This is a genomic window from Streptomyces agglomeratus (assembly GCF_001746415.1).
In the GTDB taxonomy this organism is placed as follows: domain Bacteria; phylum Actinomycetota; class Actinomycetes; order Streptomycetales; family Streptomycetaceae; genus Streptomyces; species Streptomyces agglomeratus.
The window spans coordinates 4,016,324-4,034,521 of the sequence record NZ_MEHJ01000001.1 but is presented as its reverse complement, the minus strand read 5'-3'; the positions used below and the strand labels follow the sequence as shown (position 1 = coordinate 4,034,521).

Genomic DNA, 18,198 nt, shown 5'->3' with positions numbered 1-18,198 from the left:
TACTACTCCCACTAAGAGTTAGCCCGGAAATCGCTTGGAAGAGGGCCCTGTGCACAACTCGGCCCCGGAGCCGGCGACGCCTCTCGCCACGACTTGACCCCGAGCCGCACCGACTGTCGGTGCCGTGCGTCAGACTGGTCCCCGGCAACACAGCCAGACGACCCCAGACCACGACGGCCAGCAGGGCGAGCCAGCAACAAGCAGGAGGCGGTTCCGGTGAAGATCCGGGTTGAGCGCGATGTACTCGCGGAGGCGGTGGCCTGGACGGCTCGCAGCCTTCCGGCCCGTCCGCCGGTCCCCGTTCTCGCGGGCCTTCTTCTGAAGGCCGAGGAGGGCGCGCTGAGCCTCTCCGGCTTCGACTACGAGGTCTCGGCCCGCGTCTCGGTCGAGGCGGACGTGGAGGAGGACGGCACCGTTCTCGTCTCCGGCCGGCTCCTCGCCGACATCTGCCGCGCCCTGCCGAACCGGCCGGTGGAGATCTCCACAGACGGTGTACGGGCGACCGTGGTCTGCGGCTCCTCCCGGTTCACACTCCACACCCTTCCTGTGGAGGAGTACCCGGCGCTGCCGCAGATGCCGACCGCGACGGGCACCGTCCCCGGTGAGGTCTTCGCCTCCGCCGCCGCCCAGGTGGCCATCGCCGCCGGCCGTGACGACACGCTGCCCGTGCTGACCGGTGTCCGCATCGAGATCGAGGGCGAGCGAGTGACGCTGGCCTCCACCGACCGCTACCGCTTCGCGGTCCGCGAGTTCATGTGGAAGCCCGAGGACCCCGAGGCCTCGGCCGTCGCGCTGGTGCCCGCCAAGACTCTGCTGGACACCGCCAAGTCGCTGACCAGCGGTGACACGGTCACCATCGCGCTGTCCAGCTCGGGCGCCGGTGAGGGGCTGATCGGTTTCGAGGGTGCCGGCCGGCGTACGACCACGCGGCTGCTGGAAGGCGACCTGCCGAAGTACCGGACGCTCTTCCCGACCGAGTTCAACTCGATCGCCGTCATCGAGACCGCGCCGTTCGTCGAGGCCGTCAAGCGTGTGGCGCTGGTCGCCGAGCGGAACACTCCGGTGCGCCTCAGCTTCGAGCAGGGCGTACTGATCCTCGAAGCGGGTTCGAGCGACGACGCACAGGCTGTGGAGCGGGTCGACGCGAACCTGGAGGGCGACGACATCTCGATCGCCTTCAACCCGACCTTCCTGTTGGACGGCCTGAGCGCGATCGACTCCCCGGTCGCCCAGCTGTCCTTCACGACGTCCACGAAGCCGGCGCTGCTCAGCGGCAGGCCCGCGGTGGATGCCGAGGCGGACGAGGCGTACAAGTACCTGATCATGCCGGTGCGGCTCTCGGGCTGACGGCCTCGGCGGCCCCCGGGTGGACCTCCGCGGCCGGGCGTAGGCTCGGTCGCGGGTACGAATCGCCACAACGCTTAAGGAATCTCTGATGGAGCTCGGTCTCGTCGGCCTCGGCAAAATGGGCGGCAACATGCGCGAGCGCATTCGCCGCGCAGGCCACACCGTCATCGGTTACGACCGCAACCCGGACGTCGCCGATGTCCACAGCCTCGAGGAGCTCGTGGCCAAGCTCAAGGGCCCGCGGGTGGTGTGGGTGATGGTTCCGGCCGGTGCCGCGACCCAGTCCACGATCGACGAGCTGGCCGAGCTGCTGGAGCCGGGCGACGTGGTCGTGGACGGCGGGAATTCCCGCTGGACGGACGACGAGAAGCACGCGGTGGAGCTGGGCCTCAAGGGCATCGGCTTCGTCGACTGCGGCGTCTCCGGTGGTGTGTGGGGTCTGGAGAACGGCTACGCGCTGATGTACGGGGGCGACGCCGAGAACGTGGCGAAGGTCCAGCCGGTCTTCGACGCGCTGAAGCCGGCGGGTGACTTCGGTTCGGTGCACGCGGGCAAGGTCGGTGCCGGGCACTTCGCGAAGATGGTTCACAACGGCATCGAGTACGCCATGATGCAGGCGTACGCCGAGGGCTGGGAGCTGCTGGAGAAGGTCGACTCCGTCACGGACGTGCGTGAGGTCTTCCGGTCCTGGCAGGAGGGCACGGTCATCCGTTCCTGGCTGCTGGACCTGGCGGTCAACGCGCTGGACGACGACGAGCACCTGGAGAGTCTGCGCGGGTACGCCGCCGACTCGGGTGAGGGCCGCTGGACGGTCGAGGCGGCGATCGACAACGCGGTGCCGCTGCCCGCGATCACGGCGTCGCTGTTCGCGCGTTTCGCGTCGCGTCAGGACGACTCCCCGCAGATGAAGATGATCGCCGCGCTGCGCAACCAGTTCGGTGGTCACGCGGTCGAGTCGAAGAAGTAAGCAGTTCAGAGCTGGGAGAAGGTCGGCGCACGCCATGCACGTCACGCATCTGTCGCTGGCCGACTTCCGCTCGTACGCCCGGGTCGAGGTCCCTCTCGATCCGGGCGTTTCCGTGTTCGTGGGGGCGAACGGGCAGGGCAAGACGAATCTCGTCGAGGCGGTCGGCTACCTGGCGACCCTCGGCAGCCACCGTGTCGCCTCGGACGCTCCGCTGGTGCGGATGGGCGCGGAGCGGGCGGTGATCCGGGCCGCGGTGACGCAGGGCGAGCGGCAGCAACTGGTGGAGCTGGAGCTGAATCCGGGCCGGGCGAACCGGGCGCGTATCAACCGGTCGTCGCAGGTCAAGCCACGTGATGTGCTGGGGATCGTACGGACGGTGCTGTTCGCGCCGGAGGACCTGGCGCTGGTGAAGGGCGATCCGGGTGAGCGGCGCCGGTTCCTCGACGAGCTGATTACGGCGCGGTCGCCGCGGATGGCGGGGGTGCGGTCGGACTACGAGCGGGTGCTGAAGCAGCGGAACACGCTGTTGAAGTCGGCGGCGATGGCGCGTCGGCACGGTGGCCGGTCGATGGACATGTCGACGCTGGACGTGTGGGACCAGCATCTGGCGCAGGTGGGTGCGGAGCTGCTGGCGCAGCGGCTGGACCTGATCGCGACCTTGCAGCCGATGACGGACAAGGCGTACGAGCAGCTGGCGCCGGGCGGGGGCCCGGTGCTGCTGGAGTACCGGAGTTCGGTTGGCGGCGGCGTAACCGCTGATCAGACGCGTGAGGAGTTGTACGAGCTGCTGTTGGCGGCGTTGGCACAGGCGCGGAAGCAGGAGATCGAGCGGGGTGTGACGCTGGTCGGTCCGCACCGGGACGATCTTGTGCTGAAGCTGGGGCAGCTGCCGGCGAAGGGCTATGCCAGCCATGGCGAGTCGTGGTCGTACGCGTTGTCGCTGCGGCTTGCTTCGTACGATCTGCTGCGCGGCGAGGGCAATGAGCCGGTGCTCGTGCTCGATGACGTCTTCGCCGAGCTGGACGCGCGCCGGCGGGAGCGGTTGGCGGAGTTGGTGGCGCCGGGTGAGCAGGTGCTGGTGACGGCCGCGGTGGATGACGATGTGCCGGGCGTGCTGGCGGGGGCGCGGTACATGGTGTCCGGCGGCGAGGTGGCGCGGGTATGAGCGGGCTCAGTGGTCCGGGTGGATTGAGCGGGGAGCTGCCGCAGGAGCAGCCGAGGGTGCCCGAGCCGTCGAGGGCGCCGGAGTCGTCGGGTGTGGATCTGGCGCGGGTGGCGTTGCGTGCGGCGAAGGAGCAGGCGCGGGCGCGGGGTGCGGCGGCGCAGCAGAAGAAGCAGGCCAGGCGTGGTGGAGGGCTGCGGTCGGGTTCGGGGGCGGACGGTCGTGACCCGCTGGCGCTGGGGGCCGCGCTGGACCGGTTGAAGACGGAGCGCGGCTGGGAGATGCCGATGGCGGTCGGCGGTGTGATGGGCCGGTGGCCGGAGATCGTGGGCGGGGATCTGGCGAAGCACTGTGTGCCGCAGCGTTACGACGAGGACGAGCGGGTTCTCACGGTGCAGTGCGATTCGACGGCGTGGGCGACGCAGCTGCGGCTGATGCAGCGGGAGCTGCTGACGCGGCTGAACGCCGATCTGGGCCGGGACACGGTGCGGATGATCAAGATCTGGGGGCCGGGTGGTCCGCCGCGCCGTTTCGGCGCGCTGCGGGCTCCGGGGAGTACGGGCCCCGGGGATACGTACGGATGAGAAGCGGCCGGCGAGCGGGTGTCCGCGTGAGGTGTCGCTCACGGTGGCGGGTGCTTGACAGCCGGAAGCGCTGGATGCCCGTGTGAGCCTCTTGGAGCCCCTTCCCGGATATGGGGAGTCGGACGGCGCCGGTTCAGGACGGCACATGGGTACTCAGGTACCGGCAAACCCCCATGAGTGTCCGCGCTACCGGTAGACTGGTGGACAATCCCGCCCGCGTGCGGGATCCGTCGACTTATACAGAACGACGCAGCCGGTCCCGTTTGTCGCGGTCTCGGCTCGTGCTGTGCCAGAAAGGGCGCTTCGTGGCCGATTCCGGCGACCCCAACGAGAACATTCCGTCCACTGATGCCGGTGAGATCGGCGAGGCTGCCCCGCAGGGCTCCTCGTCGTACGACGCCAGCGCGATTACCGTCCTCGAGGGTCTGGACGCGGTCCGCAAGCGCCCCGGCATGTACATCGGCTCGACCGGTGAGCGTGGACTTCATCACCTTGTGCAAGAGGTCGTCGACAACTCCGTCGACGAGGCCCTCGCCGGGCACGCGGACACGATCGACGTCACGATCCTGGCCGACGGCGGTGTGCGTGTCGTCGACAACGGGCGCGGCATCCCGGTGGACATGCACCCGGTCGAGAAGAAGCCGGCCGTCGAGGTCGTGCTCACGGTCCTGCACGCGGGCGGCAAGTTCGGCGGCGGCGGCTACGCCGTGTCCGGCGGTCTGCACGGTGTCGGTGTGTCCGTGGTCAACGCGCTGTCGACGCGGCTCTCGGTCGACATCAAGCGTGACGGCTTCCGCTGGACCCAGGACTACAAGCTGGGTGTGCCCACGGCCCCGCTCGCCAAGCACGAGCAGGTCGAGGACTCCGGTACGACCGTGACGTTCTGGGCGGACCCGGACGTCTTCGAGACGACCGAGTACTCCTTCGAGACGCTCGCGCGCCGCTTCCAGGAGATGGCCTTCCTCAACAAGGGTCTGACCCTGACGCTGACGGACGAGCGCGAGTCGGCCAAGGCGACGATGAACGCCGACGACCCCGACGCCGAGGCGGCGGCGGAGCAGCCGGCGAGGACGGTCACGTACCACTACGAGGGCGGCATCGTCGACTTCGTGAAGTACCTGAACTCGCGCAAGGGTGAGCTCATCCACCCGACCGTCATCGACGTCGAGGCCGAGGACAAGGAGCGCATGCTCTCGGTCGAGATCGCGATGCAGTGGAATTCGCAGTACACGGAGGGTGTGTACTCCTTCGCGAACACGATCCACACGCATGAGGGCGGTACGCACGAGGAGGGCTTCCGTGCGGCGATGACGGGTCTGGTGAACCGTTACGCGCGCGAGAAGAAGTTCCTGCGCGAGAAGGACGACAACCTCGCGGGTGAGGACATCCGCGAGGGTCTGACGGCGATCATCTCGGTGAAGCTGGGCGAGCCGCAGTTCGAGGGCCAGACGAAGACCAAGCTGGGCAACACGGAGGCGAAGACCTTCGTGCAGAAGGTCGTGCACGAGCACCTCAACGACTGGTTCGACCGCAACCCGAACGAGGCCGCGGACATCATCCGCAAGGCGATCCAGGCGGCCACGGCGCGCGTCGCGGCCCGCAAGGCGCGTGATCTGACGCGTCGCAAGGGTCTGCTGGAGTCGGCGTCGCTGCCGGGCAAGCTGTCCGACTGCCAGTCGAACGACCCGACGAAGTGCGAGATCTTCATCGTCGAGGGTGACTCCGCCGGTGGTTCGGCGAAGTCGGGCCGTAACCCGATGTACCAGGCGATCCTGCCGATCCGCGGCAAGATCCTGAACGTCGAGAAGGCGCGGATCGACAAGATCCTCCAGAACACCGAGGTCCAGGCGCTGATCTCGGCGTTCGGCACCGGTGTGCACGAGGACTTCGACATCGAGAAGCTCCGCTATCACAAGATCATTCTGATGGCGGACGCCGACGTCGACGGTCAGCACATCAACACGCTGCTGCTGACGTTCCTGTTCCGCTTCATGCGGCCGCTGGTCGAGGCAGGTCACGTGTACCTGTCGCGTCCGCCGCTGTTCAAGATCAAGTGGGGCCGGGACGACTTCGAGTACGCGTACTCGGACCGTGAGCGCGACGCGCTCGTCGAGCTCGGCAAGCAGAACGGCAAGCGGATCAGGGACGACTCGATCCAGCGCTTCAAGGGTCTCGGTGAGATGAACGCCGAGGAGCTGCGCATCACCACGATGGACGTGGACCACCGGGTTCTCGGCCAGGTGACCCTGGACGACGCGGCGCAGGCCGACGACCTGTTCTCGGTGCTGATGGGTGAGGACGTCGAGGCGCGGCGCTCGTTCATCCAGCGCAACGCCAAGGACGTCCGCTTCCTCGACATCTGAGTCGGCCGTGCAAGCCACCAGCCGCAGCTCGAAAGGACTTTGACCAGCAATGGCCGACGAGAACACCCCTGTCCCCGTGACGCCCGAAGAGGTGCCGCCCGTCGAGGGCGTGGGCATGCGTGTCGAGCCCGTGGGGCTCGAGACGGAGATGCAGCGTTCGTACCTCGACTACGCGATGTCCGTCATCGTGTCGCGTGCGCTGCCCGACGTGCGGGACGGTCTCAAGCCCGTCCACCGCCGTGTGCTGTACGCGATGTACGACGGCGGTTACCGGCCCGAGAAGGGCTTCTACAAGTGCGCCCGTGTCGTCGGTGACGTCATGGGTACGTACCACCCGCACGGCGACTCCTCGATCTACGACGCCCTGGTGCGCCTGGCGCAGCACTGGTCGATGCGCATGCCGCTGGTGGACTCCAACGGCAACTTCGGTTCTCCGGGCAACGACCCGGCCGCGGCGATGCGGTACACCGAGTGCAAGATGATGCCGCTGGCCATGGAGATGGTCCGGGACATCGACGAGGAGACCGTCGACTTCCAGGACAACTACGACGGCCGCAACCAGGAGCCGACGGTTCTGCCGGCGCGCTTCCCGAACCTGCTGATCAACGGTTCGGCGGGTATCGCGGTCGGTATGGCCACGAACATCCCGCCGCACAACCTGCGGGAGGTGGCGGCGGGCGCGCAGTGGTTCCTTGAGAACCCGGACGCGGGTCACGAGGAGCTCCTGGACGCGCTGATGGAGCGCATCAAGGGCCCCGACTTCCCGACCGGCGCGCTGGTGGTGGGCCGCAAGGGCATCGAGGAGGCGTACCGGACGGGCCGCGGCTCGATCACGATGCGCGCGGTGGTGGCGGTCGAGGAGATCCAGAACCGCCAGTGCCTGGTGGTGACGGAGCTTCCGTACCAGACCAACCCGGACAACCTGGCGCAGAAGATCGCCGACCTGGTGAAGGACGGCAAGGTCGGCGGCATCGCGGACGTCCGTGACGAGACGTCTTCGCGTACCGGTCAGCGCCTGGTCATCGTGCTGAAGCGGGACGCGGTCGCGAAGGTCGTGCTGAACAACCTGTACAAGCACACCGATCTCCAGACGAACTTCGGCGCCAACATGCTGGCGCTGGTGGACGGTGTGCCGCGGACGCTGTCGCTGGACGCGTTCATCCGGCACTGGGTGACGCACCAGATCGAGGTCATCGTCCGGCGTACGCGCTTCCGTCTGCGCAAGGCGGAGGAGCGGGCGCACATCCTGCGCGGTCTGCTCAAGGCGCTGGACGCGATCGACGAGGTCATCGCGCTGATCCGCCGAAGCCAGACGGTCGACGTGGCGCGTGAGGGCCTGATGGGCCTGCTGGAGATCGACGAGATCCAGGCGAACGCGATCCTGGAGATGCAGCTCCGCCGGCTGGCGGCGCTGGAGCGTCAGAAGATCGTCGCGGAGCACGACGAGCTCCAGGCGAAGATCAACGAGTACAACGCGATCCTCGCCTCGCCGGAGCGTCAGCGGCAGATCATCAGCGAGGAACTGGCCGCGATCGTCGACAAGTTCGGTGACGACCGCCGTTCCAAGCTGGTGCCCTTCGACGGTGACATGTCCATCGAGGACCTGATCGCCGAGGAGGACATCGTCGTCACCATCACGCGTGGCGGCTATGTGAAGCGTACGAAGACGGACGACTACCGGTCGCAGAAGCGCGGCGGCAAGGGCGTGCGCGGTACGAAGCTGAAGGAAGACGACATCGTCGACCACTTCTTCGTGTCGACGACGCACCACTGGCTGCTGTTCTTCACGAACAAGGGCCGGGTGTACCGGGCGAAGGCGTACGAGCTTCCGGACGCCGGCCGGGACGCGCGCGGGCAGCACGTCGCGAACCTGCTCGCCTTCCAGCCGGACGAGCAGATCGCGCAGATCCTCGCGATCCGTGACTACGAGGCGGCGCCTTACCTGATCCTGGCCACCAAGGGCGGCCTGGTGAAGAAGACGTCCCTGAAGGACTACGACTCGCCCCGTTCGGGCGGCGTCATCGCGATCAATCTGCGGGAGACCGCGGACGGCAGCGACGACGAGCTGATCGGCGCGGAGCTGGTGTCGGCCGAGGACGATCTGCTGCTGGTCAGCAAGAAGGCGCAGTCGATCCGCTTCACGGCGACCGACGACGCGCTGCGGCCGATGGGCCGTGCGACTTCGGGTGTGAAGGGCATGAGTTTCCGCGAAGGTGACGAGCTGCTCTCGATGAATGTCGTCCGGGCCGGTACGTTCGTGTTCACCGCCACCGATGGCGGGTACGCGAAGCGGACCCCTGTCGACGAGTACCGGGTCCAGGGTCGCGGTGGTCTGGGTATCAAGGCCGCCAAGATCGTGGAGGACCGGGGATCGCTGGTCGGCGCGCTGGTGGTGGAGGAGACGGACGAGATCCTCGCCATCACGCTCGGCGGTGGTGTGATTCGTACGCGAGTCAACGAAGTCAGGGAGACGGGCCGTGACACCATGGGCGTCCAACTGATCAACCTGGGCAAGCGCGATGCCGTCGTCGGTATCGCTCGTAATGCCGAGGCCGGTCGCGAGGCCGAAGAGGTGGAAGGCCCCGAGGGGGCCGACATCGACGAGGTCGAAGGCGATGCGGTCGAGGCGACCGAAGCCGTCGAGGTTGCCGAATCCGCCGAGGGCGCAGCGCCTTCGGCCGGTGAGCACGAGGAGTAAAGCGTGAGTGGAGCCACGGGCGCCGGAGCGGCCGCTTCTGAATCTGGAGCACCCGGTGCCCGTGGCTCTGCCGCGGACTCCCAGGGGGGGACTGTGACCGATACGCGAGGGCCTCAGGCTCAGGGGTACGACGGGTACGGGAGCGGACCGCTGCCGGGTGAGCGTGAGCCGCAGGGCGAGGGCCGCCAGGCTCAGCCGTATCACCCGCCGCAGGCGTATCCCTCGCCGCAGGGCGATGGTGCGCACGGTGCCGCAGTGGCGCCTGGTGGGGCGCAGCGGGCCGGGCAGCAGCCGGGTGCCGCCGCGGTGCGTCTGCCGCGTACGGGGGCGCGTACGACGCCGCGTACGCGCAAGGCGAGGCTGCGGGTGGCCAAGGCCGACCCGTGGTCGGTGATGAAGGTCAGCTTCCTGCTCTCCATCGCGCTGGGCATCTGCACGGTGGTGGCGGCGGCGGTGCTGTGGATGGTGATGGACGCGATGGGCGTCTTCTCCACGGTGGGCGGGACGATCAGCGAGGCGACGGGCTCCAACGAGAGCAACGGCTTCGACCTCCAGTCCTTCCTCTCGCTGCCGCGGGTACTGATCTTCACTTCGGTCATCGCGATGATCGACGTGGTGCTCGCCACGGCGCTCGCGACGCTCGGCGCGTTCATCTACAACCTGTCGGCGGGCTTCGTCGGCGGCGTCGAGCTGACGCTCGCCGAGGACGAGTAGGAAGCCGGCGGAACCGATTTTGGTACTGCCCCCGAGGTGCGCTAATCTTCAGGGGCAGCGCGGGGCTATAGCTCAGTTGGTTAGAGCGCATCCCTGATAAGGATGAGGCCACAGGTTCAAATCCTGTTAGCCCCACCGCGGACCGCAAGGTCGGAAGGCCGGTAGATCTCAGGATCTGCCGGCCTTCTACATTTGTCGCGCCGCCCGTGGGGGCCCAGGCCCACGCAGGCTCTTACCCGCACACGGAATCGCGCGCTGGCTTGTTTCACGTGAAACAGGGTCACCTCCGACGGCAACCCTCCAACGGCAACCTCCCGCCGGTCGGGGGCGGCCGTGGACGCCAGGTCGAGGGCTCCGCGGACCGAAATGATCTGCCGGGCCTTTGCTGGGTGGCGCGCGTGAGTTGGGCGGGTGGCTAGGTCACCGATCGGTATCGGTCGGTGTGTATAGTCGGGCGCCAGAAGTCTCCTACGTCAAGGAAAGACGAGGTCGCGCGGTGAAGAAGCTTCTCCTGGTCGCACTGGCCGCCATCGGCGGGCTCCTCGTGTACCGCCAGATCCAGGCGGATCGCGCCGAGCAGGATCTGTGGACGGAGGCGACTGACTCCGTGCCCGCAGGTTCGGGTGTGTGAGACCCAGTAGTCCGAAAGCCTGGCCCCGGTCGCTCAGCGTCCGGGGCTTTGTGCTGTCCGGCTTGTGCTGTCCGGCGTGTGCGTTTCGGGGACTCTGGACGGGCCGTGGTCGGTCTTTGCCGATCCATGACGGCGACCCTCCTTGAATTCACCCGAGCAAATTACTAGCTTGCTTGGGCAAAGGGCGGGAGAGTGTGGCAAGGATGAGGGGGCGGTCCGCGCAGACAGTCGCGGGGCCGGCGGGGCAGGATGGACCGGCACTGCGGCCGTCGGCGGCGGGCGGCGTGTAGTCCCCGGCCGCGAGGTCTCTGCTCGTAGCGACGCGGCGTGGGGATGCGGCGTGGGGATGCGGCGCGGTGCGGGGCGGCCGAGGAGACGACGAGGGGTGGGCGCGCGATGAGGCAGCGCAGCAGGGGCAGGGTGGCGCCGGCCGTGGTGGCGGCGCTCTGCACGGTGGTGGCGGTGCCGACGCAGGCGCGGGCGGCGGGTGAGCCCGCCCCGTACGCCTATGAACCGTCGGCGAAGCCGGCCGGGGGGACGGCCACCAACACCGACGCGCGGCGGCTGGAGCCGGGCGGGACGTACCGGGACTCGATCAAACCGGGCGGCAAGCTGTTCTACCGCCTGGAGCTCGACGCGACGTCCAACGCCTATGTTTCGGCGATGGCGGTGCCCAAGCCGGGGACGAAGGTGGGGTACGCCGACGAGCTCAAGGTGACGTTGCAGGACCGCGACGGCTCTTCGTGCAGCTACAACACCGCGCGGTTCGGCTCGGCGGAGTTCGCGCGGCCGATCGGCGCCTACGCGCACCGGACGGTCGAAAAGGACCGCAGCTCCTGCCAGGACGCCAACACGTACTACGCCCTGATCGAGCGGACCAGTGCCGCCTCCTCGTCGAGCGAGCCGTGGGAGCTGGAGATCCGGCATCAGACGGAGCCGGGCGTCGGCGCCGGCGGGGCGACCGAGGCGCCCGAGGACTGGCCCAGCAGCTCGCCCGCGCCGCCTGCCGGTGAGGCTCGGGACCGCAGGGGCGGGACGAGTTTCTACAGTGCGACCGGGCTGAAGGACGGCGAGTGGCGGGACCGGATCAAGCCGGGCGAGACGCTGTTCTACAAAGTCCCGGTCGACTGGGGGCAGCAGCTGTTCGCCAGCGCCGATCTGGGCAGCACGGCGGGTGACGGCTATGTCTCCAACGCGCTGACCATGGCCCTGTACAACCCGGCGCGGGGGCTCGTCGACAGCGCGACCGACGTGTCGTACGACGGCAAGCAGAAGTCGTCGGCGTTCGATCCGCTGCCGCCCGTGGCGTACGAGAACCGATTCGACTCGTCCGAGGACGTCAACGGGATGCGGTTCGCGGGCTGGTACTACCTGAGGGTCAGTCTGAGCCCCGAGGTGGCGAAGGAGTTCGGGCCGAAGGCACTCGGGCTCTCACTGCGGCTGAACGTCGAGAACGACAAGAAGGGCGCGCCCGCCTACAAAGGTGCCGCGGGTGACTTCCAGGTCACCGGCCAGGACCTGAGCGCGGCGGAGGACGGGCTGAGTACGCCCACGGCGGCCAGGAGCGACACGATGCGGCTCGTCGCGGCGGCCGGGATCGGGGCGGGCACCGTGCTGGTGCTCGGGCTCGCGGTGTGGACGCTGGTCGCCAGGCGGCGTGCGGCGGCGGGGGCCGGGGCCGGGGAAGCCGCCGGTCCGGGAGCTCCCGGGGGTGCCGGTCCCGGGCATGACAGTGGGGCGCCTGCACAGTACGGGCCTCCGGCCGCCTGGTAGGGCGGCCGGGCTTCCGGGGGCCTTCCGGCGCGGCTTCGGCTCAGCTCTGGGTCAGGGCCCAGATGCCCACCGCGAAGCAGGCCAGCGCCAGCAGCAGCACCGGGACCGTCACCTTCGGGGGCGGTCCCGGCCGCTTGCGGGGGGCTTGTACGGGGGTGTGTGCGCCTCGCGGGACGGTCGGGGCCTGTGGAGTGGGAACCTCCGGCCGCTGAGCGGTGTATGGACGAGTGAGGGCTTGTTCGTACTGCGCCGCGGCCTGCGGAACCTGGGAGGGGTTTCGTGGCCCGGCGGTATGGGGGAGGGCAGATGTGCGGGAAAGGGAGCGGGGGCCGGTGCCGGTGCGGCGGTGGGGGGCGTGTAGGGCTGCGCCGGGTGCGGCGGCGGGGGCTGCTCGGGCTGCCGGGGCGGATGGTGTGGAGACTGCTGCGGTGGCGGCGCCAGGTGGAAGCTGCCCGTCTCCGACATGCGCGACGGCTGCGGTACGGCGTGAGGCTGCCGGCCGTCGGTGTGGCCCTCGGTGTGGCCGCCGCCGGCTGCGGGGCCCGGCTCGGAGCTTTGGCTGTGCTGATCCGGTCCGTGGTGGTCCGGTCCGTGGTGATCCAGTCCGTGGTGGTCCGGTTTGTGGCTCCGGGGGCCGCGCGGCGCGGGTCCGGCGGGTCCTTCGGGTCCGAAGCCGGGCGGGAGCGGGCCGATCTGGTCGAAGACCTCCACCGGCTCCTCGCCGGGGCCCGCTTCGGGCAGCATCTCGACGGCCGCGGTCAGTGCCTTGCGGGCGCCCGTCGCCGTACGGAACCTGGCCTGGGGGTCGGGCTGGAGCATCCCGGCGATGACCTGCCACAGCGGCTCGGGGATGCCCTGAGGGGCACTCGGTGTGCCGTGCGTCGCGAAGTGTTCCACCAGCGCCCGGGAATCGGGCTTCTGACCCTGCACCAGGTAGAGGGCGACCAGGCCGACCGCGAACAGGTCGGCCGCGAAGTCCGGCTCGGCGCCCATCAGCTGCTCGGGCGCGAAGTAACCCGGCGTTCCCACCACGTAGTTGGTCTCGGTGAGACGGGGCTCGCCTTTGCGCATCGAGATGCCGAAGTCGGAGAGCCGCAGGTGCGGACGCCCGGTGCCGGTGGCTTCCAGGAGGATGTTGGCCGGTTTGATGTCGCGGTGCACGACACCTTCGGCGTGGACGGCCGTGAGACCGGAGAGGAGCTGGTCGAGAAGGGTGCAGACGAACCGGGGCGGCAGCGGACCGTAGTCGCCGATCAGGTGCGCCAGCGAACCGCCGCTCACCAGATCCATGGTGAACAGCACCTTGTCGTCGTCCGCGGCCCAGCTGGCCGGAGCGAGGACATGGGGGTGGTCGATCCGCAGGGCCTGCTCGCGCACGAAGCGCAGCAACGTGTGGGCGTCGCTCTGCTGGAGCACCTTGGCCGCCACGTACCGGCGGCGCCGGTGGTCCCAGGACCGCCAGACCGCGCCCACCCCACCGCGCCCGATGGGGTCGATCAGCTCGTACCGACCAGCGAAGATCTCACCCATTGCGCTGTGCCCGCTCCCCGGTCCGCCCGTTCAGCTTTGGTGCGCCTCGTAGTGGGCGACCGCGTCCGCGGTTCGCCCGGCGCCGTACACCCGGAGGAACTCTGCCAGTTCCGGGTGCGTCGGGGCGAGGGTGTCCGCCGCGTCTATGATGTCGCCGGCCGCCGCCACGGAGCGCAGCAGCGACTGGATCTCGCGCACCACGCGCCGCACGGTCGGCGCGCCCGAACTTGCCGTGGTCTGGCTGGTGTTGCTGAGCACGGAGCCGCCCTGGGATTTCTTGATCTCTTCCATCCGGTCGGTGGCCTCGGCGGCGCTGACGCTGCCGTCGGCGACCTGCCCGGCCAGGTCTTGCAGAGCCTGGACGCGCTGCACCACGGCCGGGTTGCCGATCTTGGCTCGCTGGCCGCTCATCAGCTGGGACAGCATGGGCGCGGACAGGCCGAGCACCGCCGCGAGCCTGGCCTGATTCAGGCCCAGGTCGTCGATGAGCCGACGGAAGAGCGCCCCCAGCGGCTCCCCGTACCAACTGCGCTGTAGCTCTCTGGCTCTGGCCGTCGACTCTTGCTGCGCTGCGTCCATTGCGTCTCCCCTTCGCTGCTGCGAACCTCGCCGAGCATCTTACGGAGCGTGGTCGCGGACCGGGAGTCCCAATCCTTTTGCAGGATCTGGGGGTACACCCGGTACTCTGTTCTGCGGCGGTGGCCACGGCGCGGTTGCGACCGGTCGCCTCCACCCGTTCCCGGGGCCTTAGCTCAGTTGGTAGAGCGCTGCCTTTGCAAGGCAGATGTCAGGAGTTCGAATCTCCTAGGCTCCACTGCACAGAATGCCCCTCTGGCCTGTTTTGCCAGGTCAGAGGGGCATTTCTCGTTCGCGGGGCGTCGTTTACAGGGCGGCGTCCCGGGCCAGAAGTGCTGCCTGTACGCGGTTCTCGCAGCCCAGTTTCGCAAGGATCCGGCTGACGTACGTCTTCACGGTGGCCTCGCTCATGTGCAGCCGCTTGCCGGCGTCGGCGTTGGACAGGCCCTCGCCGAGCAGGGCGAGCACGTCCCGTTCCCGCCCGCTCAGCGCCGCGACCAGCCGCCGTGCCTCCTCGGCGCGGGCGGGGGCCCGTCCGGAGGCGAGCTGCTCCACGACGTGCCGGGTCGCCCCCGGTGACAGGTAGGCGTCCCCGGCCGCGGCGGCCCGTACCGCACGGATCAGCTCGGCCGGTGCCGAGTCCTTCAGCAGGAAGCCGGCGCCGCCGCTCTCCAGGGCCCGCAGTACGTTCTCCCGCTCGCCGAACGTCGTCAGGACGATGACGCGCGCCGCGGGTACCGCCCGGCCCAGTTCGGCGAGCGCGGTGAGCCCGTCCATGACCGGCATCTGAAGGTCGAGGAGCACCACGTCCGGTGCGTGCACGCGTGCCAGGTCGACGGCCTCGCGGCCGTTGGCCGCCTCCGCCACGACCTCGATGCCCCGGTCCGAGGTGAGGATCATCCGGATCCCCGCCCGGATCAGCGGCTCGTCGTCCGCGATCACAACCCTGATGTGCGGAACCGTCACGCTCTCTCCCACAGCTGCCGCTCATCTACTGTTCGACGTCGTACGACTTCTTCTCGATCAGCTTGCCGTCCCGGAAGCAGAAGCGGAACACCGGCTCCGACGTCAGGCTGTCGCCGTACTCCGAGGACGCGAGGACCAGGCACTCGGATCCCTCCGGTTTCGCGGGCCCGCTGTCCTGAAGGCCCGACGTCATGAAGGAGTCCCCGCTCGGCAGCTTGTCGCGGACCTTCTCCTCCGACGTGCCGACCTTCACCGCTTCGTACTGGGCCGGCTCGATCATGCCCTTGTCCACCGAGCCGACGAGGAAGAACAGAGCGAACCCGCCCACCACCATCAGCAGTACCAGTGCTCCTGCCGCGATCCCGCAGCCCAGTGCGATCCCGCCGGCCCTGCTTCCGCGTCCGCCGCTCATGTTCAGCTCCCTCTGCACAGCGGTCCAGTCCATGACGGGACCAGCGTTGCCCAGAGGGACCGACGGCGACTGCTGCCGGAAGTCGTCCCGCGCATCGACCAAAGGCGCGTGTGCCGCGCCCGCCGCCGCGACCTTGGCCGGGGGGAGGCCGTCGGTGCCGTACGGCAGGACCCCGGCCACGCGGAATCCCCCGCTCTCGGTGCGTCCCGCGTGGACCATGCCACCGACCAGCCGGGCCCGTTCGCGCAGCCCCGTCAGACCCTGCCCGCCGCTGACGACGTCTTCCGGGTCCGCCGGGGCGGGGCCGTTCGCGATCTCGACGACGAGCGAGTCCGGTTCGTACCGCAGCTCGACGGTGATCGCGGCGCCCGGCGCGTGCTTGTACGCGTTGGTCAGCGCTTCCTGGACGATCCGGTACGCCGCGTGGTCGGCGGCGGCGGCCAGTGGCCGCCGGTCGCCCGAACGCCGCAGGTCGACGCTGTTGCCGGCCGCCCGCGCCGCCGCCACCAGGCCCTCGATGCCCGCCGCGCCCCGGGCCGCCGGGTACGGGTCCTCGCCGGGCGGGGGGCCCGGGGCGGGCGATGGTTCCTCCCGCTCCACGCCGTCGCGCAGGATGCCGACGACCTCGCGCAGTTCGTGCATCGCGGCCACGGAGGCGTTCCGCAGCACGCCGACCCCTTCGCGCTGGCGGTCCGTCAGCGCGGGGTCGACCTCCAGCGCTCCGGTGTGTACGGAGATCAGCGCCAGCTGGTGGCCGAGGCTGTCGTGCATGTCCTGCGCGATCCGCTGCCGCTCACGCAGCCGCGCCTGCCCGGCCACCATGGCGCGCTCGCGCAGCAGTTGGGCGTTGTGGTCCTGGAGGGCGTGCAGCAGGGTGCGGCGCTGGGTCCAGTAGCGGCTGGCCAGGCCGGGCACGACCGTCGTCGCGAGGAAGTAGAGGGTGCTGAACATGATCAGTGACAGCGGGGAGAACCGCGGCCACTCCAGGGCGACCCCGATGCCGATGGTCAGGACGTACGACGCGGTGAAAGCCCCCAGCGCGCGCCCGGCGCCCGGGATCCGGCGTCCCGCGGACCACCCCGAGACCATCAGCAGCGGCGCGAACCCGCCCAGTACGCCCGCCGCCCCGCCCGAGACGACCAGTACGCTCGCGGGCAGCCGGCGGCGCAGCAGCGACAGTACGGCGACGGCGAGGGCGGTACCGGCCTGCGCGAGTCCGGTGCTGCCCAGCAGCTCCTGCATCCCGGCCGCCAGCAGCGCGAGCACGACGGCGAGGACGCTCTCGCCCGCGATGCGGCGCCCCGGCCAGGGGTCGGGGCCGGCCAGCCACCGTCGCGAGGCTCTGATCTTCGAAGACACGTCCACGGCCGAACTCTAGGCAGCGGGCCGTGGCGCCCGCCGCGCACTTTCGTCGCGCCCGGCCGCTACGAAAGAGAACAGGGGGAGGCCGTCCGCGGCAAGCCGGCGGCGGCACGCGGCAAGCAGCGCACAGCCCGCACAGCACAACGCACGGGTGCCGGGAGACCCGCAGGTCTCCCGGCACCCGTGCTTCAAGCAGGCCCTGACGTGATGTCAGGGGTTGTTCTTGTCACGCTCCGCGGCCTCGGCCTCTGCCTCGGCCTGCTTCGCCTGCACCTCCGGGTCGAGCACCTGACCGCTGCCGTCGACCGAGGTCAGCGGCGCCCGGTCGGAGACCTCGGTGGCGGCGGGGGGCTCGACCAGCCAGTCCGGGTTGGCCTGCTTGTCCCACCACTTCCACGCCGCGAAGGCGCTGCCCGCCAGTACGCCGACGATCGCGAAGCTCTTGGCGACCCGGCCGGCCCGGGCCCGCCGCTCGTGCCTCTTGACCAGCTTGCGGATGTCCTTCGCCGTGATCTGGCCGCGCAGTGCGGCCACGGCGGCCGCACTGCGCACGGCGGCCTGCTCACGTACGGGCTGCGCGGCCGCCATCGCCTGCTCCACGCGCGGGACGGTGAAGTCGGCGGCCTGCCGGGCCGCGGTGCGGGTCCGTACCGCGGCCCGGTGGGCGGCCACGTCGACCTTCGGGGGTACGTGCGTACGGGCCTGCTCTATGCGCGGCGCCACATGTGCTCCGTACTGGACACGGGCCTGGTGAGCGGCCTTGGACACCTTCGGCGCGAGCCGTACGCGGGCGTCGTGCGCATATTGCGTGGCCTGTTCCTTGGCCGTACCGGCGTAGGGCGCCACCACTTCCGCGGCGTGCAGCACGCTCTCCTTGGCCGATTCGGATGCGGCGCGCACGCTGTCGATGCGGGTCACTGGATCCTCCTCCTTGGTGGCGGTTCGGTATATCGCCTATCCACCCATTTCGAAATCATGCCTTCCGGAGGCCATCACGGCACGTGCGGACGCGCATCCGGGTCATGGGTGGCGACTCGGGCAATCTCAGGTCTCTCAGGACAATGCGGTGCAAGGGGACTCGCGCACGACAATGCCACGGTTCGCCGTCGCGCG

14 protein-coding genes and 2 tRNA genes are annotated in these 18,198 nt (G+C 69.5%); 11 read left to right on the top strand and 5 right to left on the bottom strand.

All coding sequences use genetic code 11. The features are described 5' to 3' along the window. Window positions 1-216: 216 nt before the first annotated feature. The 10 genes from dnaN to AS594_RS17425 all read left to right on the top strand — a co-directional run bounded on the left by dnaN (window position 217) and on the right by AS594_RS17425 (window position 12,239). Entirely contained in the window at window positions 217-1,347 is a 1,131-nt protein-coding gene (dnaN, locus tag AS594_RS17465) for a DNA polymerase III subunit beta (RefSeq protein ID WP_069927931.1), read from the top strand. 88 nt (window positions 1,348-1,435) lie between these two features. Beyond that, window positions 1,436-2,314: a phosphogluconate dehydrogenase (NAD(+)-dependent, decarboxylating) gene (gene gnd / locus AS594_RS17460; protein WP_069927930.1), complete on the top strand. Its 879-nt coding sequence runs from the start codon at window positions 1,436-1,438 to the stop codon at window positions 2,312-2,314. A 34-nt stretch (window positions 2,315-2,348) separates the two neighbouring features. After that, on the top strand, window positions 2,349-3,479 hold the full coding sequence (gene recF, locus AS594_RS17455; protein ID WP_069927929.1) for a DNA replication/repair protein RecF: 1,131 nt from the start codon (window positions 2,349-2,351) through the stop codon (window positions 3,477-3,479). Beyond that, window positions 3,476-4,060 carry a DciA family protein gene (locus AS594_RS17450; RefSeq protein WP_079144547.1) on the top strand — a complete coding sequence of 195 codons (585 nt, stop codon included), beginning with the start codon at window positions 3,476-3,478 and terminating at the stop codon, window positions 4,058-4,060. The genes recF and AS594_RS17450 overlap by 4 nt, the downstream gene beginning before the upstream one ends. 281 nt (window positions 4,061-4,341) lie before the next feature. After that, window positions 4,342-6,423 (top strand): DNA topoisomerase (ATP-hydrolyzing) subunit B, encoded by a 2,082-nt coding sequence (gene gyrB, locus AS594_RS17445; RefSeq protein ID WP_069932659.1) that lies wholly within the window; start codon window positions 4,342-4,344, stop codon window positions 6,421-6,423. A gap of 49 nt (window positions 6,424-6,472) precedes the next feature. Then, on the top strand, window positions 6,473-9,121 hold the full coding sequence (gyrA, locus tag AS594_RS17440; protein ID WP_069927926.1) for a DNA gyrase subunit A: 2,649 nt from the start codon (window positions 6,473-6,475) through the stop codon (window positions 9,119-9,121). A gap of 93 nt (window positions 9,122-9,214) precedes the next feature. Beyond that, window positions 9,215-9,835 (top strand): DUF3566 domain-containing protein, encoded by a 621-nt coding sequence (locus AS594_RS17435; RefSeq protein ID WP_069927925.1) that lies wholly within the window; start codon window positions 9,215-9,217, stop codon window positions 9,833-9,835. Between the two features lie 61 nt (window positions 9,836-9,896). Further along, window positions 9,897-9,970: transfer RNA gene (locus tag AS594_RS17430), tRNA-Ile, on the top strand. A gap of 361 nt (window positions 9,971-10,331) precedes the next feature. After that, window positions 10,332-10,466, top strand: a complete 135-nt coding sequence (locus AS594_RS46185) for a DLW-39 family protein (protein WP_003958712.1) — start codon at window positions 10,332-10,334, stop codon at window positions 10,464-10,466. A 396-nt stretch (window positions 10,467-10,862) separates the two neighbouring features. Then, window positions 10,863-12,239, top strand: coding sequence for a hypothetical protein (locus AS594_RS17425; protein WP_069927924.1), 1,377 nt, complete (start codon window positions 10,863-10,865; stop codon window positions 12,237-12,239). Between the two features lie 108 nt (window positions 12,240-12,347). On the opposite strand, the gene AS594_RS17420 is transcribed toward AS594_RS17425, so the two are convergent. Next, window positions 12,348-13,769 (bottom strand): protein kinase domain-containing protein, encoded by a 1,422-nt coding sequence (locus AS594_RS17420; RefSeq protein ID WP_420877794.1) that lies wholly within the window; start codon window positions 13,767-13,769, stop codon window positions 12,348-12,350. A gap of 30 nt (window positions 13,770-13,799) precedes the next feature. Continuing rightward, on the bottom strand, window positions 13,800-14,348 hold the full coding sequence (locus AS594_RS17415; RefSeq protein WP_069927922.1) for a helix-turn-helix domain-containing protein: 549 nt from the start codon (window positions 14,346-14,348) through the stop codon (window positions 13,800-13,802). Between the two features lie 162 nt (window positions 14,349-14,510). Between AS594_RS17415 and AS594_RS17410 the strand changes: the two genes are divergently transcribed. Continuing rightward, window positions 14,511-14,583: transfer RNA gene (locus AS594_RS17410), tRNA-Ala, on the top strand. Between the two features lie 68 nt (window positions 14,584-14,651). Here AS594_RS17410 and AS594_RS17405 read toward each other — a convergent pair. The 3 genes from AS594_RS17405 to AS594_RS17395 form a co-directional block, all read right to left on the bottom strand. Continuing rightward, window positions 14,652-15,311: a response regulator transcription factor gene (locus AS594_RS17405; RefSeq protein ID WP_069930576.1), complete on the bottom strand. Its 660-nt coding sequence runs from the start codon at window positions 15,309-15,311 to the stop codon at window positions 14,652-14,654. Window positions 15,312-15,336: 25 nt separating this feature from the next. Continuing rightward, on the bottom strand, window positions 15,337-17,088 hold the full coding sequence (locus AS594_RS17400; RefSeq protein ID WP_240509038.1) for a sensor histidine kinase: 1,752 nt from the start codon (window positions 17,086-17,088) through the stop codon (window positions 15,337-15,339). A gap of 207 nt (window positions 17,089-17,295) precedes the next feature. Next, window positions 17,296-18,003, bottom strand: coding sequence for a DUF5324 family protein (locus tag AS594_RS17395; RefSeq protein WP_069927921.1), 708 nt, complete (start codon window positions 18,001-18,003; stop codon window positions 17,296-17,298). Between the last annotated feature and the right edge of the window lie 195 nt (window positions 18,004-18,198).

What these genes read in the sequence shown, in the direction of transcription:
- gyrA (WP_069927926.1), top strand. Translation starts at nt 6,473, where the DNA reads ATGGCCGACGAGAACACCCCTGTCCCCGTGACGCCCGAAGAGGTGCCG.
- gnd (WP_069927930.1), top strand. Translation starts at nt 1,436, where the DNA reads ATGGAGCTCGGTCTCGTCGGCCTCGGCAAAATGGGCGGCAACATGCGC.
- AS594_RS17425 (WP_069927924.1), top strand. Translation starts at nt 10,863, where the DNA reads ATGAGGCAGCGCAGCAGGGGCAGGGTGGCGCCGGCCGTGGTGGCGGCG.
- AS594_RS17415 (WP_069927922.1), bottom strand. Translation starts at nt 14,348, where the DNA reads ATGGACGCAGCGCAGCAAGAGTCGACGGCCAGAGCCAGAGAGCTACAG.
- AS594_RS17450 (WP_079144547.1), top strand. Translation starts at nt 3,476, where the DNA reads ATGAGCGGGCTCAGTGGTCCGGGTGGATTGAGCGGGGAGCTGCCGCAG.
- recF (WP_069927929.1), top strand. Translation starts at nt 2,349, where the DNA reads ATGCACGTCACGCATCTGTCGCTGGCCGACTTCCGCTCGTACGCCCGG.
- AS594_RS17420 (WP_420877794.1), bottom strand. Translation starts at nt 13,769, where the DNA reads ATGGGTGAGATCTTCGCTGGTCGGTACGAGCTGATCGACCCCATCGGG.